Origin of the sequence: Dactylosporangium sp. NPDC050588, from assembly GCF_040654975.1 — a bacterium.
GTDB classification, from domain to species: domain Bacteria; phylum Actinomycetota; class Actinomycetes; order Mycobacteriales; family Micromonosporaceae; genus Dactylosporangium; species Dactylosporangium maewongense.
The window spans coordinates 42,822-57,982 of sequence record NZ_JBFAJA010000045.1; the positions used below are offsets into that span (position 1 = coordinate 42,822).

General features: G+C 73.7%; 15 protein-coding genes and 1 pseudogene. 11 read left to right on the forward strand and 5 right to left on the reverse strand.

Annotated elements, in window-relative coordinates:
- Positions 1-67: 67 nt before the first annotated feature.
- On the forward strand, positions 68-1,393 hold the full coding sequence (locus AB0I21_RS29060) for a hypothetical protein (protein WP_360565878.1): 1,326 nt from the start codon (positions 68-70) through the stop codon (positions 1,391-1,393).
- Positions 1,394-1,457: 64 nt separating this feature from the next.
- On the opposite strand, the gene AB0I21_RS29065 is transcribed toward AB0I21_RS29060, so the two are convergent.
- On the reverse strand, positions 1,458-2,660 hold the full coding sequence (locus tag AB0I21_RS29065) for a hypothetical protein (protein ID WP_360565879.1): 1,203 nt from the start codon (positions 2,658-2,660) through the stop codon (positions 1,458-1,460).
- Positions 2,661-2,883: 223 nt separating this feature from the next.
- On the opposite strand from AB0I21_RS29065, the pseudogene AB0I21_RS29070 reads away from it, so the two are divergent.
- Together AB0I21_RS29070 and AB0I21_RS29075 are read left to right on the forward strand one after the other, a co-directional pair.
- Positions 2,884-3,081: pseudogene (locus AB0I21_RS29070) on the forward strand (LuxR C-terminal-related transcriptional regulator); the annotation flags it as partial.
- Positions 3,082-3,280: 199 nt separating this feature from the next.
- Entirely contained in the window at positions 3,281-3,679 is a 399-nt protein-coding gene (locus tag AB0I21_RS29075) for an ATP-binding protein (RefSeq protein WP_360565880.1), read from the forward strand.
- A gap of 22 nt (positions 3,680-3,701) precedes the next feature.
- Here AB0I21_RS29075 and AB0I21_RS29080 read toward each other — a convergent pair whose 3' ends face one another.
- Complete coding sequence (locus tag AB0I21_RS29080; RefSeq protein WP_344508726.1) at positions 3,702-4,553, reverse strand: helix-turn-helix transcriptional regulator; 852 nt, start codon at positions 4,551-4,553, stop codon at positions 3,702-3,704.
- 85 nt (positions 4,554-4,638) lie between these two features.
- Between AB0I21_RS29080 and AB0I21_RS29085 the strand changes: the two genes are divergently transcribed.
- From AB0I21_RS29085 to AB0I21_RS29095, 3 genes are all read left to right on the forward strand, one after another.
- Positions 4,639-5,598, forward strand: coding sequence for an SDR family oxidoreductase (locus tag AB0I21_RS29085; protein WP_360565882.1), 960 nt, complete (start codon positions 4,639-4,641; stop codon positions 5,596-5,598).
- A gap of 21 nt (positions 5,599-5,619) precedes the next feature.
- Positions 5,620-6,567, forward strand: a complete 948-nt coding sequence (locus tag AB0I21_RS29090; protein ID WP_360565884.1) for an acyltransferase domain-containing protein — start codon at positions 5,620-5,622, stop codon at positions 6,565-6,567.
- A gap of 103 nt (positions 6,568-6,670) precedes the next feature.
- Entirely contained in the window at positions 6,671-7,120 is a 450-nt protein-coding gene (locus tag AB0I21_RS29095) for an SCP2 sterol-binding domain-containing protein (protein WP_360565885.1), read from the forward strand.
- An 81-nt stretch (positions 7,121-7,201) separates the two neighbouring features.
- Here the strand turns inward: AB0I21_RS29095 and AB0I21_RS29100 are convergent, their stop codons facing one another.
- The 3 genes from AB0I21_RS29100 to AB0I21_RS29110 form a co-directional block, all read right to left on the reverse strand.
- The gene (locus AB0I21_RS29100; protein WP_360565887.1) at positions 7,202-8,200 is read right to left on the reverse strand and encodes a carboxymuconolactone decarboxylase family protein; all 999 of its coding nucleotides are present in this window, start codon (positions 8,198-8,200) and stop codon (positions 7,202-7,204) included.
- A gap of 124 nt (positions 8,201-8,324) precedes the next feature.
- Positions 8,325-9,962 carry a GMC family oxidoreductase gene (locus AB0I21_RS29105; protein ID WP_360565889.1) on the reverse strand — a complete coding sequence of 546 codons (1,638 nt, stop codon included), beginning with the start codon at positions 9,960-9,962 and terminating at the stop codon, positions 8,325-8,327.
- Positions 9,959-10,489 (reverse strand): DUF5987 family protein, encoded by a 531-nt coding sequence (locus AB0I21_RS29110; RefSeq protein WP_360565945.1) that lies wholly within the window; start codon positions 10,487-10,489, stop codon positions 9,959-9,961. Before AB0I21_RS29110 ends, AB0I21_RS29105 begins: the two co-directional genes overlap by 4 nt.
- Before the next feature lie 345 nt (positions 10,490-10,834).
- On the opposite strand from AB0I21_RS29110, the gene AB0I21_RS29115 reads away from it, so the two are divergent.
- The 5 genes from AB0I21_RS29115 to AB0I21_RS29135 all read left to right on the forward strand — a co-directional run bounded on the left by AB0I21_RS29115 (position 10,835) and on the right by AB0I21_RS29135 (position 15,155).
- Positions 10,835-11,923 carry a carboxymuconolactone decarboxylase gene (locus AB0I21_RS29115; protein WP_360565891.1) on the forward strand — a complete coding sequence of 363 codons (1,089 nt, stop codon included), beginning with the start codon at positions 10,835-10,837 and terminating at the stop codon, positions 11,921-11,923.
- The gene (locus AB0I21_RS29120; RefSeq protein ID WP_360565893.1) at positions 11,881-12,447 is read left to right on the forward strand and encodes a hypothetical protein; all 567 of its coding nucleotides are present in this window, start codon (positions 11,881-11,883) and stop codon (positions 12,445-12,447) included. The genes AB0I21_RS29115 and AB0I21_RS29120 overlap by 43 nt, the downstream gene beginning before the upstream one ends.
- A gap of 2 nt (positions 12,448-12,449) precedes the next feature.
- Positions 12,450-13,025 carry a copper resistance protein CopC gene (locus AB0I21_RS29125; RefSeq protein ID WP_360565895.1) on the forward strand — a complete coding sequence of 192 codons (576 nt, stop codon included), beginning with the start codon at positions 12,450-12,452 and terminating at the stop codon, positions 13,023-13,025.
- A gap of 54 nt (positions 13,026-13,079) precedes the next feature.
- On the forward strand, positions 13,080-14,072 hold the full coding sequence (locus tag AB0I21_RS29130) for a DUF1702 family protein (protein ID WP_360565897.1): 993 nt from the start codon (positions 13,080-13,082) through the stop codon (positions 14,070-14,072).
- A 111-nt stretch (positions 14,073-14,183) separates the two neighbouring features.
- On the forward strand, positions 14,184-15,155 hold the full coding sequence (locus AB0I21_RS29135; RefSeq protein ID WP_360565899.1) for a DUF1702 family protein: 972 nt from the start codon (positions 14,184-14,186) through the stop codon (positions 15,153-15,155).
- Positions 15,156-15,161 lie beyond the last annotated feature (6 nt).

Genomic DNA, 15,161 nt, shown 5'->3' on the forward strand with positions numbered 1-15,161 from the left:
TTGCATGACGCAGTGAAGTCCTGCAATATCCATCGCACTCGACTTTAGAAACTGAACAGGAACGGGAATGAAGCCGACTCGACGGGGGCCGCTGACCTGCGCGCAACGTGAGTGGTTCCTGGACGTCGGCATCGACGCGGACTCGCCGTGGTCGTCCGCCGCGAACTTCACCGGCGTGGTCGACGGCGCCGGCGCACCGGTCGGTGTCGCGCTGGCCGCGATCGGCGACCTGCTCGACCGGCACGAAGGGCTGCGGACGCTCCTGCCCGTGACCGGCCCCGGCCTTCGTGAGCAGCACGTTCTCCCGGCGGCGGAGCGGCTGGGCGAGGTGGTGCGGGTCGCGCCGGCCGGCCCCGAGGCGGACGCGGCGATCGCGGCGGCCACGGCCACGGCGTTTCGCCTCGGCGAGCAGCAACCCGTGCTCTTCGTGCTGGCGGTCGCCGCCGGCACCGTGCGGCGGATCGGGATCGTCGCCGACCACGCCGCGGTCGACGGGTGGGGCATGCGGGTGCTCCGGAGCGACTTCTTGCAAGCCTTGCGGAGCCGGATGGGCGGACGTGCGGCGTTCGACGGCCGGCCCGCGCCGGAGCAGCCCCTGGAGACCGCCGAGTGGGAGACGTCCGCTCCGGGTCTGGCTCATGCCGAGCGGGCCGAGGCGCACTGGCGGCGGCAGCTGGGCGCGCTGCGCGACGGGCTGTCCGGCTGGCGCCCGGGCGGCGGGACGGCGGCGGCGGACCCGGTGCTGCGGTCCCGGTGGCTCGCCTCGGCGCACGCCGCCCGGGCCGCGCAGGCCGTCGCCACCCGCACCGGTGTGCCGGTGTCGGCGGTCTACCTGACCGCGTTCGGCTCGGCGATCGGCCTGGTCGAGGGCTCGCCGTGCGCCGGTGTCCAGGCCCTGGCCGCGAACCGGCTGTCGGCGGGGACGCAGGCGTCGGTCCGCAAGGCGGTCATGCCGGTGCCCGTCCTCGTGCCCGGGGGTGGCGACCTGACCGCGCGGCTGGCGGCCACGGCCAGCAACCAGCTGCACGGCCACCGGTTCGCCAACCTCGACCCCGCGCGGGCCGCGGCGATCAGCGCGGAGGTCCTCGGTGAGCTGGCCGGGACGGGCGCGGCCGCGGCCCGGTTCAACTACATCGACGCGTCCATCGTGGGCAGCGCGGCGAACAGCCGCTCACTCGGCGCCGAGGCCATCGCGTTCACCGACCCGGCGGTGCAGGACCGCGTCACCGAGCAGCCCGACCGGCCCGGCGGGTCGCGGTACATCCTGTCGGTCCAGCACCGCCCGGCCGCCGCGCTGATGACGATCGCCTGCCACGGCGACACGGCGTGGGCGCCGGCGGCCGGCGACATGCTCCGGCACGTCGAGGCCGTGCTGGTGCGCGCCGCCGGGTAGGCCGGCCCTGGCCTTCACGACGCCGGCCCGGGCGCTGATGGCCCGGGCCGGCGATCGGGAACCGTCAGGTGGTCGGAATGGTCACCTGACCCGGGGTGTTGCGCTGGGTGGTGGTGCCGTCGCCCAGCTGGGAGTTGCCGTTGTTGCCCCAGCACCACAGGCTGCCGTCGGTCCGGACGCCGCAGGTGTGGTAGTTGACGACGAAGCCGGTCGTCCAGGTGGTGGCGGTGCCGACCCGGGTGGGGGTGGAGCGGTTGGTCGTGGTGCCGTCGCCGAGACCGCCGGCCATGTTGTTGCCCCAGCACCAGAAGCTGCCGTCGGTGCGGGAGGCGCAGACGGTGTTGTCGCCCGCGTTGGCCTTGTTCCAGGTGGTGGCGGTGCCGACCTGCACGGGGGAGGTCTGCAGCGGGCCGGCGGCGCCGAGCTGGCCGTAGCCGTTGTTGCCCCAGCACCACAGGGTGCCGTCGGTGCGGGTGCCGCAGGTGTGCGCGTATCCGGCGGTGACGCCATTCCAGGTGGTGGCGGTGCCGACCTGCGCCGGGGTGGTCGAGTAGCTCAGCGTGCCGACGCCGAGCTGGCCGCTGGAGCTGTCGCCCCAGCACCACAGGGTGCCGTCGGTGCGGGACCCGCAGGTGTGCGCGTAGCCGGCCGTGACGCTCGCCCAGGTGGACGCCGTGCCGATCCGGACCGGCGAGGTCAGGTAGTAGTCGGCGGTGCCGGTGCCCAGCTGGCCGAGGCGGTTGAAGCCCCAGCACCACAGCGAGCCGTCGGTGCGGACGCCGCAGGTGTGCGCGTCGCCTGTGCTGACGCTCGCCCAGGTGGTGGCGGTGCCGACCTGGACGGGGGCGTTCCGGTTCGTGGTCGTGCCGTCGCCGAGCTGGCCGCGGACGTTCCTGCCCCAGCACCACAGCGTGTGGTCGGCCTTCACCCCGCACGTCTGGCTGCTGCCGGCGTCGATGGCCGCCCAGGTGGTGCCGGTGCCGATCCGGGTGGGCGTGGTCCTGGTGTCGTTGGTGCCGTCACCGAGCTCGCCGCTCCAGTTGCTGCCCCAGCACCACAGCGTCGCGTCGGTGCGGATCCCGCAGGTGTGGGCGTAGCCCGCGGCGACGCTGGAGATCGTCGGGGCGGCCAGCGCGGTGTTCACCGGCGCGGCCGCCGCGGGGGCGCCGATGGCCGCCGTGCCGAGCGCGACGCCCGCGATGGTCGCCGCCACGGCGATCGAGCGCCGCAATCGGGCGCGCAGCCCGCCGTCCTGATATCTGCCCATGTGATGTGCTCCCTCACCGACGTCGATGCACGGACCTTGATCGCGGGGACGCTACGGTCGGGCGAGCCCGGAGGGCAACGCCGCGGGCGCCGCGCCGCCACGGGCCTGGGCCGGCCGCCGAAACTTACAGCGATCAATCGGCTACCCGGGTACGGCGGCGGGTTGACCCGGGACACCGGGTAACGCGGAGGTCGTGCGCCACGCGACGCACACGCCGGAGCAGCTCGTCGAGCTCACCACCCGGGAACGGGAGGTGCTGCGGCTCGTCGGCAGGGGACTGTCGAACCTCGACATCGCCGGGCGGCTGATCATCTCGGAGGCGACCGTCAAGACCCACCTGAACCGGGCGGTGAGCAAGCTCGGGCTGGCCGGCCGGGCCCAGGCGGTGGTGCTGGCCTACGAGACGGGGCTGGTGACCCCCTCGCTCCTGTGGTGGGGGCCGGTCCTCGGCCTGTACACGGTCGTGGTGCTGCGGCCCGGCCGGTGGGCCGTCGCCGGCTCGGTGGTCGCTGCCGCCGTCGTGGGCTTCAGCGGCGTCAAGGCGCCCGCCCTGCCGGCGCCTGCTCATGGTGCTGCGCGTCGGTGCGGCCGAGGAGGACGCCGGCCGGTTCGGCACCCTCGTGCCGGGGCTGGCGAGGATCGGTGACCTGGTCGACCGGGTCCGCGCCACCGGGCTGCCGGTCGAGGTCGAGGTGCACACCGCGGACCCGGTGCCGCCGCTGCCCGCCCACCTGGACCTCTGCGTGTACCGGGTGATCCAGGAGTCCTTGACGAACGTGCTCAAGCACGCGGGCCCCGCCACGGCGACGGTGACCGTCGAGCACCGCCCCGGCGCCGTGACGGCCCGCATCGTGGACGACGGCCGGGGCGTCGTGGAGCAGTCGTGGCCGGAGCCCGGTTACGGCCTGCTCGGCATGCGCGAACGCGTCCGGCTCTACGGCGGCACGCTGTCGACCGGTCCCCGTGCAGACGGCGGGTACGTGGTCCAGGTGACCCTGCCGGTCCCGGTCCGGTCATGACCTGGGCCGGACGCGCCCCGCGTCACGCGTCGGTGGCGACGACCTGGTGGGCGCCGATGACGGCGAGCAGCTGGAGCTTCTCGTGGCTCTCGCTGCCGGGGACCGCGGTGTAGACCAGCAGGGAGTGCGACTGGTCGGGGTCGAGCAGCGCCTGACACGTCAGCTCGAGGAGGCCGACCTCGGGGTGGATGAAGCGCTTGACGTGGCTGTAGTTGACGCCGATCTCGTGCTCGTCCCAGACGGCCCGGAACTCCTCGCTCCGCTCCAGCAGGAGCCGCTGGAGGTGGGCGGCGTAGGAGTCGGGCCCGCGCAGCGTGACCCTCGCGCGGAGCCCGGAGGCGAAGACGCGGGAGTGCAGCGCGTGGTCGTCCGGGTGGTACAGGGCGCGGCACGCGGGGTCGGTGAACCAGCGGTAGCCGATGCTGCGGGCCGGGCCGGTGTAGCGGGTCAGGTCGCCGGTGAGCGCGACGCCGAGCGGGGTCTGCCGCAGCGTCTCGCCGAGCTCGGTGACGACCTCGGCCGGGGTGTCGGCGAGCCGGTCGAGGATGCGCAGCAGGCCGGGGCTGATGTGGGCGCTGGTGGTGCCCCGCACCGGCGGCCGGTGACCGGCGAGCCGGAAGAGGTGGTCGCGCTCGTCGAGCGACAGGTGCAGGCCCTGCGCGATCGAGGCGATCATCTGCTCGGACGGGTGCGGCCCGCGCTCCCGCTCCAGGCGGCTGTAGTAGTCGGCGGAGATGTGGCAGAGCGTCGCGACCTCCTCGCGGCGCAGGCCGGCGGTCCGGCGGCGCTGCCCGCGCGGCAGGCCGACGTCCTCGGGCTGCAGTGACTCGCGGCGCCGCCGCAGGAACCCGGCGAGCCCGGCACGGTCGATCATCTCTCGGTTCTACCACCGTCGCCGGAGCGGAGCCTGGGATTGAGAGGCCGTGGATACGGCCGCGGAGCACGCGCACAGTGGGGACATGACCCGCAAACCGGACATCACCGTTCCCAGTCTCAGCGGACGGCTCGCCGTCGTCACGGGCGCGAGCGACGGCGTCGGGCTCGGCCTGGCCGCCCGGCTCGCCGCCGCCGGCGCCGAGGTCGTCATGCCCGTGCGCAACCGCCGCAAGGGCGAGGCCGCGGTGGCGACGATCAGGCAGCAGCACCCGGACGCCGCCCTGTCGCTGCGCGAGCTCGACCTGTCGTCGCTCGCCTCGGTCGCCGCGCTCGGCGCCGCCCTGCGCGCCGACGGCCGCCCGATCCACATCCTCGTCAACAACGCGGGCGTGATGACACCGCCGCGGCGGCAGACCACCGCCGACGGCTTCGAGCTGCAGTTCGGCACCAACCACCTCGGTCACGTCGCGCTCGTCGGCCACCTGCTGCCGCTGCTGCGCGCCGGCCACGCCCGCGTGACCTCACAGATCAGCATCGCCGCGAACCAGAACGCCATCAACTGGGACGACCTGAACTGGGAACGCTCCTACGACGGGATGCGGGCCTACAGCCAGTCGAAGATCGCGTTCGGCCTGTTCGGCCTCGAGCTGGACCGGCGCAGCCGGGCCGGCGGCTGGGGCATCACCAGCAACCTCGCCCACCCGGGTGTCGCCGCCACCAGCCTGCTGCAGGCACGGCCCGAGGTCGGCCGGGCCCGCGCCACCGCGGGCGGGCGCCTCGTCCGCGCGCTCGGCCGCCACGGGATCCTCTTCGGCACCGTCGAGTCGGCGCTGCTGTCCGCCCTGTACGCGGCGACCTCCCCGGACGCGGGCGGCGGACGCCTCTACGGCCCGAGCGGGTTTCAGCACCTGTCCGGCGCGCCCGCCGAGCAGCCGGTCTACACCCGACTCCGCGGCGAGGCCGACGCCGCCCGCGCCTGGGAGATCTCGGAGCGCCTCGCCGGCGTCACGTTCCCGGCGGCGGTGTCCCCGTCCGGCAGGTAGCCGCCAGGTAGGGTCGTCCGCGTGGATCTGGACGACATCGCCGCCCGGCTCGGGGTGGGTGCTGAGGAGATCGCGCGGGTGCACGGCCTGGCCGGGGACCCCGCACCGGCGGCGTTGCCCGCCAAGGGTGCCGCGCCCGCGATGCTGGAGCGGCTCGGGGTGGGGCCGGACGACGCCGCCGAGATCATGGCGGGGTGGCCCGACCCGGAGTCTCCACTGTGGACGGACGAGCTGCGGTGGCTGCTCGACCGCTCGGCCGCGCTCGTGCGCGCGGACCTCGGCGGGTATGGCTGGCTGGTGCCCGGGCCGGAGCTGCCGCGCGACCGGGGCCCGGCGTGGCGGCATCTCTACGTGTACGTCTACCTGGCGCTGGTGGACGCCGTCATGGGGTACCACCGCGAGCACGGCGTCGCCGAGGAGGTGTCGTGGGCGACGCTCGCGGACCTCGGGCGCAACCTGGCGGTCGACCGGCGGATGCGGGGCGAGGGCTGGCCGGTCATGCAGGCCTGGCTGAGCCTGCACTGGCGGGGCGGCGTCTACGAGCTGGGGCGGCTGCAGCACCAGCGCGGTGCGGGCGCGATCGACCTGCACGTGCCCGACTCCGGCCCGTTGACGCCGGCGGCGATCGACGCGTCCCTCGCCGAGGCGCGCGCGTTCTTCCCCGTGCACTTCCCCGACGAGGCCTACACGGAGTTCGCCTGCGGGTCGTGGCTGCTGGACCCGCAGCTGCTGGAGTACCTGCCGGAGGACTCCAACATCGTGCGGTTCCAGCGCCGGTTCGAGCTGGAGCCGTACGAGGAGGCGGAAGGGATCGACCCCGACGTCGAGGTGCGGCGGTTCGTGTTCCGGACCCTGACCACGCCGCTGGACCAGCTGCCGCGGGGGACCGCGCTGCAGCGCGCCGTGGTCGAGCACTTCAAGGCCGGCGGCCACTTCCAGTGGCGCAAGGGGCGCTTCCCGCTGCGCTAAAGCCCGCACGGATGGAGACGTGGTGGCGGGCGTCGATGTCTAGGGTGCTGGGCAGAGCCGCCTTGCATCGGCTTGATGCGGCGGGTGGTGGAAGGGGAAAGCCATGACCGTGCCCGACGTCAACCCGGCAACGCTCCCGCAGGCGGAGTTCGCCCAGGTGGTGAAGCGCAGCTCCGCCGGGGACCTGCGCCGGCTCATGACCGGCGAGCAGCGCCAGGCGGTGCTCGACGAGGTGTTCGTGCGGATGCCCGGCGTGTTCCGCGCCGACCGCGCCGGCTCGGCCAACGCGGTGCTGCACTGGAAGGTCGGGGACCGGCCGGACGGCGGCGCCGACACCTACGAGCTCGTCATCGCCGACCGCACGTGCACGCTGTCGCCCGGGCCGGACCGCACGCCGACGCTGGAGCTCAGCATCGGCGCCGTCGACTTCCTGAAGATGGTGACGGGCAACGCGAGCCCGATCGCGCTGTTCATGCTCGGCAAGATGAAGGCCAAGGGCGACATCGCGTTCACCGCCCGGGTGCCCAACCTGTTCGACGTGCCCAAGGCCTGAGCCACGGCACAAGCCACGGCCTGAGCCACGGCACGACCGGCACCGGCGGCGCATGATGCACAGCGCCGCCGGTCTTTCGTGTCAGACGGCCGGTGCGCCGTCGGGCAGGCGGGCACCGATGCAGCGGGCCGCGGTGAGCGCCGCCCAGGAGACCGCCGCCACCAGCGACGCGTCGCGCGGGTCGCGGTCGCGGAACGCGCCGACGGCGCGGTCGCCGACCTGGTAGGCCGACTGCGCGGTCAGCAGGACGAGCCGGCCCACGGCCACCTCGTCGTCGGGCACGCCCGCGAGCGCCGCGTCCGCCCAGGACGCCGACACGCCCGGCGGGCTGCCGTCCCACTCGGACAGCCGCGTCAGCAGCAGGTACCGGATGCGCTCCGGCACCACGGGGACGGCCGCCTCCTCGACGGCCGCGCCGGCCCGGGCGAACGCGTCGGCGATGCGGGTCTGCCCGGCCCACGCCAGGTCCGGCGGCACGGGGGCGGGCGGCAGCAGGTCCAGCGACGCGCCGGGGGAGGCCTCGCGGCGGGCGAACGCGCCCATCATCCGCCCGGCGACCCACAGCGTGCCGCGGCGGGTGAAGGCGGGCAGCGGCGGCAGCGGCGAGGGCCGCAGGAAGACGCTGACCATCCGGTTGATGTAGTGGAAGATGACCGCGACGCCGCCGAGCTCCGGCAGCTGCGCGGCGGGGAACGGCACCGCGGCGCCGAGGACGGGGTCGCGGGCCCAGCGGGCGATCGCGCGCAGCCGCGGGTCGGCGACGTCGTCGAGCCGTCCGGCGGCGATCGCCTGGGCGTCGGGTCCGCCGCCGAGGCCGGTGAGGGCGGCGCCGTGGATCTCGACGCAGTAGGGGCACGCGTTGGCCGCCGAGACCGCCGCGGCGACCGCCTCCTTCGTCGCGCGGGGCACGGTGCCGGTCACGAGCAGCGTCTCGCGCAGCATCGTCCAGGCGGCGGCGAGCACCGGGGGCGCCGGCGAGTGCAGCGCGACCGGCGGGGCCAGCATGCCGAAGTCGCGTTCGACCTGGCGGTACACCTGACCGACGAGACCGGTCGCGGACGACGGCTCGACGGGTGTCACGCGACCGATGTGGGGCAGCGCGATGCGACCGGCCACACGGGTGAACAGGGACACGGGAAGCCTCACAGGGGTGAAAAGGAGCCCGCCGGAATGTGGTCCGGCGGGCTCCAGTGGCCGGAGGGGGCTAGGACCGGTTCAGCACGGGCCGCCGGGCGAAGGACTGGCCGGTGGGCGACGGCGCGCCGTAGGTGACGGCGACGCCGCGGGCCTGCAGCGCCTTGACGATGCCGGGCACCGCGCGCTCGGCGAGGGCCGAGATGGTCAGTGCCGGGTTGACGGTGAGGGCGCCGGGGACCGCGGAGCCGTCGGTGACGAAGATGCCGGGGTGGCCGCGCAGCTCGTGGGTGTCGTCGAGGGCGGACGTCGCCGGGTCGTCGCCGATGCGGCACGACGCGAGCGGGTGGACGGTGTAGGCGCCGATGAGATCGTTGGTCCACGGGGTCACCGTCGCCAGCCCGTCGCGCTCCAGGATGTCCTTGACGTCGGCGTCGGACAGGTCCCAGCCGCGCCAGGTGTTCTTCGTCGGCTTGTAGGACAGCGGGCCGTGGCCGAGCATCTGCTGCGACATCCGGTGGGCGTTGCCGGTCTCCGGCGGCGGGCCGAACACGCCCTCGTTGTCGTCCTCGGACATCGTGAAGATGGTCAGCCACGACTTCCAGGTCCGCAGCATCTCCTTCTTCTCCACGCCGAACCAGCTGGCCGCGGACGGGTCCTTGACCTGCGCCAGGATCGTGCCGAGGCCGGGCGGGAAGTACAGCTGCTCCAGCGAGTAGCGCTCGTACTCCGGCAGCGAGCCGTCGAGCTTGTCCCAGCTGGCGACGGTGGGGCCGCGGCCGATCTGGTACGCCTCGTAGGGCACCCCGTCGCCGCGGTCCAGGCCGAGCACGTCACGGACCCGGTCCTCGTTGAAGACCGCGGTGTTGAGCCGCTCGCCGTTGCCGGAGAAGTACCGCCCGACCGCGTGCGGCATGGTGCCCAGGTCGGCCTCGGAGCGCTGCAGGATGACCGGGGTGGCGCCGGAGCCGGCGGCGACGATGACGATCTTCGCGTCGATCGCGCCCTCGTCGTGCAGGATCCGGTAGTCCTCGTCGTCGACGACGCGGTAGTGCACCCGGTAGGAGCCGTCGTCGTGCCGGGTCAGCCGCTGCACCTCGTGCAGCGGGCGGATCTGCGCGCCGTGGGCGAGCGCGCCCGGCAGGTAGTTGAGCAGCAGGGAGCGCTTCGCGTCGAAGCGGCAGCCGGCCATCATCCAGTTGCAGTTGGTGCACTTGCTGACGTCGACGGCGGACGGCGACGGGTTGGCGGTGCGCCCGGCGTGCGCGCACGCGGCGGCGAACAGGCCGCCGGCGTAGGGGATCTGCTCCCAGCGCTGCGGGGTGATCGGCAGGGCCTCGCTGACCACGTCGTACCACGGGTCGAGGGTGTCGCGGGTGATCGCGGCGGGCCACATCCGGCGGCCGATGCTGCCGTGGCGCTCGAAGACGAACCGCGGCGCGCGGGGCATCGTGGCGAAGTAGACGACGCTGCCGCCGCCGACGCAGTTGCCGCCGAGGATGCTCATCCCGTCGCCGACGACGAAGTCGAACGCCCGCGTGTAGGACGACCCGAGCTTGAAGTCGTGCTCGAACTCGTCGGCCTCCAGCCACGGGCCGCGCTCCAGGACGACCACCTTCGCGCCGCCGGCGGCGAGGTGGTAGGCGGTGATCGCGCCGCCGAAGCCGCTGCCGATCACCAGGACGTCGGTCGATTCCACGTACGTCATGCCGGGCTCCCGGTCGGGGTCGTGTTCGGGTGGATGGGGGCCAGCTGGCGGCCGTAGGAGAACCGCGGGAACCGCCACAGCCCGTCGGCTTCCGGGGTCGCGTAGCCGATCGCGAGCAGGCCGGGGTGGCCCGCCGCGAGCGCGTCGGTGGTGTTCAGGTGCGCGGCGCTGTCGTAGGCCATGTTGCTGAACAGCGCCAGCCCGACCCAGATCTGCTTCTCCGGGTGGTCGGGGTCGGTGAGCCGCCGCACGAGCGCGGTGCGGTGCTCGAAGTCCAGCGCCACGAACGGCGGGACGTCGTCGTCGAGGGGCAGGTCGTGTTCGGCGGCGTACTCGGTGGCGTGCATGTCGAGCAGGAAGGCGAACGTGCCGAGCTGCTCGGCGAGCCCACCGGCGGACCACGTCAGCAGCTCCAGCGCGCCGGCGGCGACCGCTCCGCCGCCGGGCGCCGCACCCGCGCACACCCGGTCGTCCGGAAAGCGCCGCTCCCCGGGGATGATGGTGTCCGCGTACGCCTCGATGGTCATCGCCTGGAGCGGCTCGATGTCCACATCGGACACACTTGCGGCAGTGGTGTCGGATTGCACGGCAACTCCTGACATAAGGCGAGAAGAGTTAGCGGCATCCTGCCCGCCCAAGCCATCGAAATGCATCTCCGGCTGTGCTGCGGAATTGACGGTTCTTCAATCATGCGCTGTTTGTGTCAGCTCGATGTTCGGCTATGTCCAGCGGCATTGTCGCGTCGCTAGTGTGGCCCAGCAGCGGGGTGGCTGCGGATAGTGCCGCCCCAACGACGACGACGGGAGGCGGTCGTGGTCATCAGTCGGGTGGCTTCCTCGGTGATCCAGCGACAGGTCAGGTACGTGACGCCGGTGTCGTTACCGGCGGCCTCCGGCGTGGTGGCGCAGGTCTACGCGCAGGTCGCCGACGAGATGCGGCTCGTGGTCCCGCCGGCGCAGCTGCACTCGCCGTCGCCGGACCTGCTCGCCGCCTACTGGATGCTCACCCGCGAGCCGCTCGCCGGGCCCACCGTCGGCCGCGACGCGAAGGAGGCGGTCGCCGCCGCCGTCGCGGTCGCCAACATCTGCCCTTACTGCGTGGAGATGCACAGCGTCGGCATGTACGACCTGACCGGCGAGCACGACGCGGAGGCGGTCGCCGGCGACCGGGTCGAGGCGATGCTCGACCCCGAGCTGCGCGCGGTGACCGCGTGGGCCCGCACCGGGCACCAGCTCGACGACGCCGCGCCGGAGCCGGTGGGGCTGAGCGCCGCCGAACGGGCCGAGCTGCTCGGCGTCGTCGTGGCCTTCCACTACGTGAGCCGCATGGTGAACGTGTTCCTCTCCAACTTCCTGCTGCCGCCGGGCCTCGGGCCCCGCTCGCGGCGGCGGATGAAGCAGGGCATCAGCCGGCTGCTGCGCCCGACGCTGCGCACGCCGCGCGAGGGCGGCCGGTCCGTCGGGCTGCTCGGCCCCGCGCCGATGCCGGTCGACGCGGCCTGGGCCGGCGCCAACCGGGACATCGCCGGCGCGATCGCCCGCTCCTACCAGGCGTTCGAGTTCGCCGGCGCCCGGTCCCTGCCCCTCTCGGTGCGCCGGCTGGTCCTGGACCGCCTGGACGCGTGGCGCGGCGAGGACACCGGCCTGAGCACGGCGTGGTGCGAGGACCTGATCGCGGACCTGCCGGCGCACGAGCGGCCCGCCGGCCGGCTGGCGCTGCTGACGGCGCTGTCGTCCTACCAGGTCGACGAGGGCACGGTCGCCGAGTTCCGCCGGGTCGAGCCCGCCGACGCCGCGCTCGTGGACGCCGTCGCGTGGTCCGCCTTCGCCGCGTCGCGGCTGATCGGCAACCGGATGGCGGCGGCCCGCGCCGTGGCGGCGCCGTTTGTGAGCACCACCGGCAATGTAGAGGAGTCGAAGTGGCGAGAGTCGAGCTGGCACAGGGACGGCCGGGCGGCCTGAACGGCCGTTTCCACCGGGTCGGGTTGAACGTGTTCATGGTGGTCGTCCTGGCGCACTGGGCCGAGCACCTGGCGCAGGCGTACCAGATCTGGGTGCTGAACTGGCCGCTGAAGGAGTCGCGCGGCGTGCTGGGGCTGGCCTACCCGTGGCTGGTGAAGAGCGAGTGGCTGCACTACGGCTACGCGCTGGTGATGCTGGTGGCGCTGTTCGCGCTGCGGGGGGCGTTCACCGGCCGGGCCCGGACCTGGTGGACGATCGCCCTCGCGATCCAGTTCTGGCACCACATCGAGCACCTGCTGCTGTTCCTGCAGGCGCAGACCGGGCACTTCCTGTTCGGAGCGGCGGTGCCCACGAGCGTGCTGCAGACGGTGTTCCCGCGGGTGGAGCTGCACCTGTTCTACAACACCATCGTCTTCCTGCCGATGGTGGTCGCGGTCATCCTGCACATGCGCCCGAACCGCGCGGAGGCCCAGGCGGCACCCTGCAACTGCGCCAGGCCGCTGGTCGCGGCCGGCGCCGTATGACCATGACGACGTCGAGCGGGGCCCGCGCCCGCGGGCTCCGCTCGGCCCTGCGCTCCCCGGTCGCCTGGGTGGTCGGGGCGGTCGCCGCCGCGGTCCTGGCCTTCGCGCTGCTGGCGGAGCCGGCGCCGGGCCGGCTGTCCACGATGGACCCCGCCGACGGCGCGACCGTGACCACCGCGCCGGCCGCGGTGACCGCGACGTTCACCGGCGAGCTCGCGGCATACGACTACCACCTGGCCGTCGCCACCGAAGGCGGGGTGCCGGTGACCACCGGCCCCGTCCGGCTGGACGGCAACACCCTCACCGTGCCCGTCGAGCTGACCGGCGGCACGTACCTCGTCGCGTACCACGTGCGGCTGTCCGGCGGCGCGGAGCTGTCGGCGGTGACCCGCTTCGGCGTGGGCGTGCCCGCCGCGCCCGTCGGCGGCGACGACCCCGCCGCCGCGGCGACGGCCGGGCACCAGCACATCAGCGACGACCCGATGAACATGGCGCTGCTCGCCGTCGACGCGGTGCTGCTGCTCGCGCTCGCGTTCGCGATGCTGCGGCGCCTGGGACGCCGGCTGCGACGTCCCTGAGGCCCGAGGCGCCCGCCTCCGGCCGGACCGATCCAGGTTTGAGGAGGCACGACCATGCCGAGCACACTCGGTTCCCTACGGCGCCTGGTGCTGACGCCGTCGTTCAAGGAGGTCTCCTTCGCGCAGCGGGGGTTCCCGGTCGAGCCGACCGACGCGACCCGCCGGCTCGAGGCGATCCCGCAGGCGGTCCTCGTCGGCTTCGAGTGGGGCATCGACACCAAGACGCAGGCGGAGCTGGTCCAGCGGCTGGAGCTGGTGGAGCCGGAGATGCGCGGCTTCGCCTACGAGGGCGCGACGATGGCGGTCACGGTGCTCGACGCGATGGCCGGCGGCCGCGGCCACCGGGCCCGTGACCTGCTGTCCGGGCCGGCGGTGCCGCACACGTTCCTGACCTACATCGGCATCGGCTTCGCCATGGCCCGGCTGCCGCGCCCGCTGTGGAAGAAGATCCTGCCGGACCTCACCGGCACCCCGTACTACCCGACGATGAGCTGGCTCGCCGTCGACGGCTACGGCTTCGACCGCGCCTACTTCCAGACCGCGCGGTGGGTGGACCGGCAGGAGCGCCTGGCCGCCTACCCGTGGCAGGGCCGCGCCGACTACTTCCAGCGGGCCTGCGACCAGGGCATCGGCCGGGCGCTGTGGTTCATCCACGGCGGGCAGGTGCCCGGTGTGGCGGCCGCGGTGGACCGCTTCGCCGCCGACCGGCAGGCCGACCTGTGGAGCGGCGTCGGGCTGGCGGCGACGTTCGCCGGCGGCAGCGACGCGGCCGGGCTCGCCGCGCTGCGCCGCGAGGCGGGGGAGCACTGGACCCACGTCGCGCAGGGCTCGGTCTTCGCGGCCAAGGCCCGCGTCTTCTCCGGCTTCGAGCCCGAGCACACCGCGGTGGCGGTGGCGGCGCTGACCGACCTGACCGTCGCCCGGGCCGCGGAGCTCGCCGACGACGTGGCGGTGGGCGGCACCACCGTCGAGGGGGAGCTGGACTACGAGGCGTGGCGGCGCAAGATCCGCGAGGCCGTCGCCGTGCCGGCCGCGTCCGTGCGGTAGGAACCGGCACTCGCCGCGTTCAGGGAATGCAACGGTCGCAATGGCGGAGATGACGTCACCTATATAGGTCGACGACAATTTGTTGAAACGGTCTATCTGGGGGAACCCGAAATGACGATGTTTCAATCTCTCCGCCGGCGCGTCCTGACGCCGAACGTCTCGGAAACCAAAATGGATGTCCGGGGCTTTCACGTGAAGAACGCCGAGGCGCGCGACCGGCTGGAGAACGTCGGCCGTCAGTTCCTCGCCGGGTACGCGATCGCCGCCGAGGTCGGGCAGCCGGCCGAGGCGGACGCGCGGCTCGCCGACATCCCACACGCCTACCGCGGCTTCGCCTACGAGGGCGCGGCCATGGCCTTCGCCGTCCGTGACGGGCTGCCCGTCGGCGGCCGCCGGCACGTCGAGGACTTCCTCGCCGGCCCCGCCGACGACCACGTCTACATGGTGTACGTCGGCGTCGGCTGGGCGATGGCCCGGATCCCGAAGTTCCGCTGGAACACGCTGCACGCGCCGGACCCGCTGCTGCGCTGGCTGGTGCTGGACGGCTACGGCTTCCACCAGGCCTACTTCAAGACCCAGCGCTACGTGCACGAGTGCTACCAGGACGAGTCTTTCCCGTGGCCGGCGGACGGGCCGTCCTGGTACGCCGCCCGCGCCACCGACCAGGGGGTCGGACGGGCCACCTGGTTCGTGTGCGGCACCGACCCGCGGCGCGTCGTCGCCGCGTTCGACAAGTTCGACGAGCGCCGCCGCGCCGACCTGTACGCCGGCGCCGGCCTGGCCGCCACGTACGCAGGCGGCGCCGACGAGGCCGAGCTGACCTGGTTCCGCGACGCCGCCGGCCAGTACGCCGCGGACGTGGCGCAGGGCTCGGCGTTCGCCGCCGCCGCCCGCCTCCGGGCCGGGCTCGTCGTGACCCACAACGAGGTCGCGACCAGGGTGTTCTGCGAGCAGTCCGCCGCCGCCGCGGCCAAGGTGACCGACGAGGCACTCATCGGGCTGCCCTTCGACGACGAGATCCCCGCCTACGAGATCTGGCGGGAGCGCATCAAGCACGCGCTCGTGCCGGCCACGGAAAGGTGACCTGAC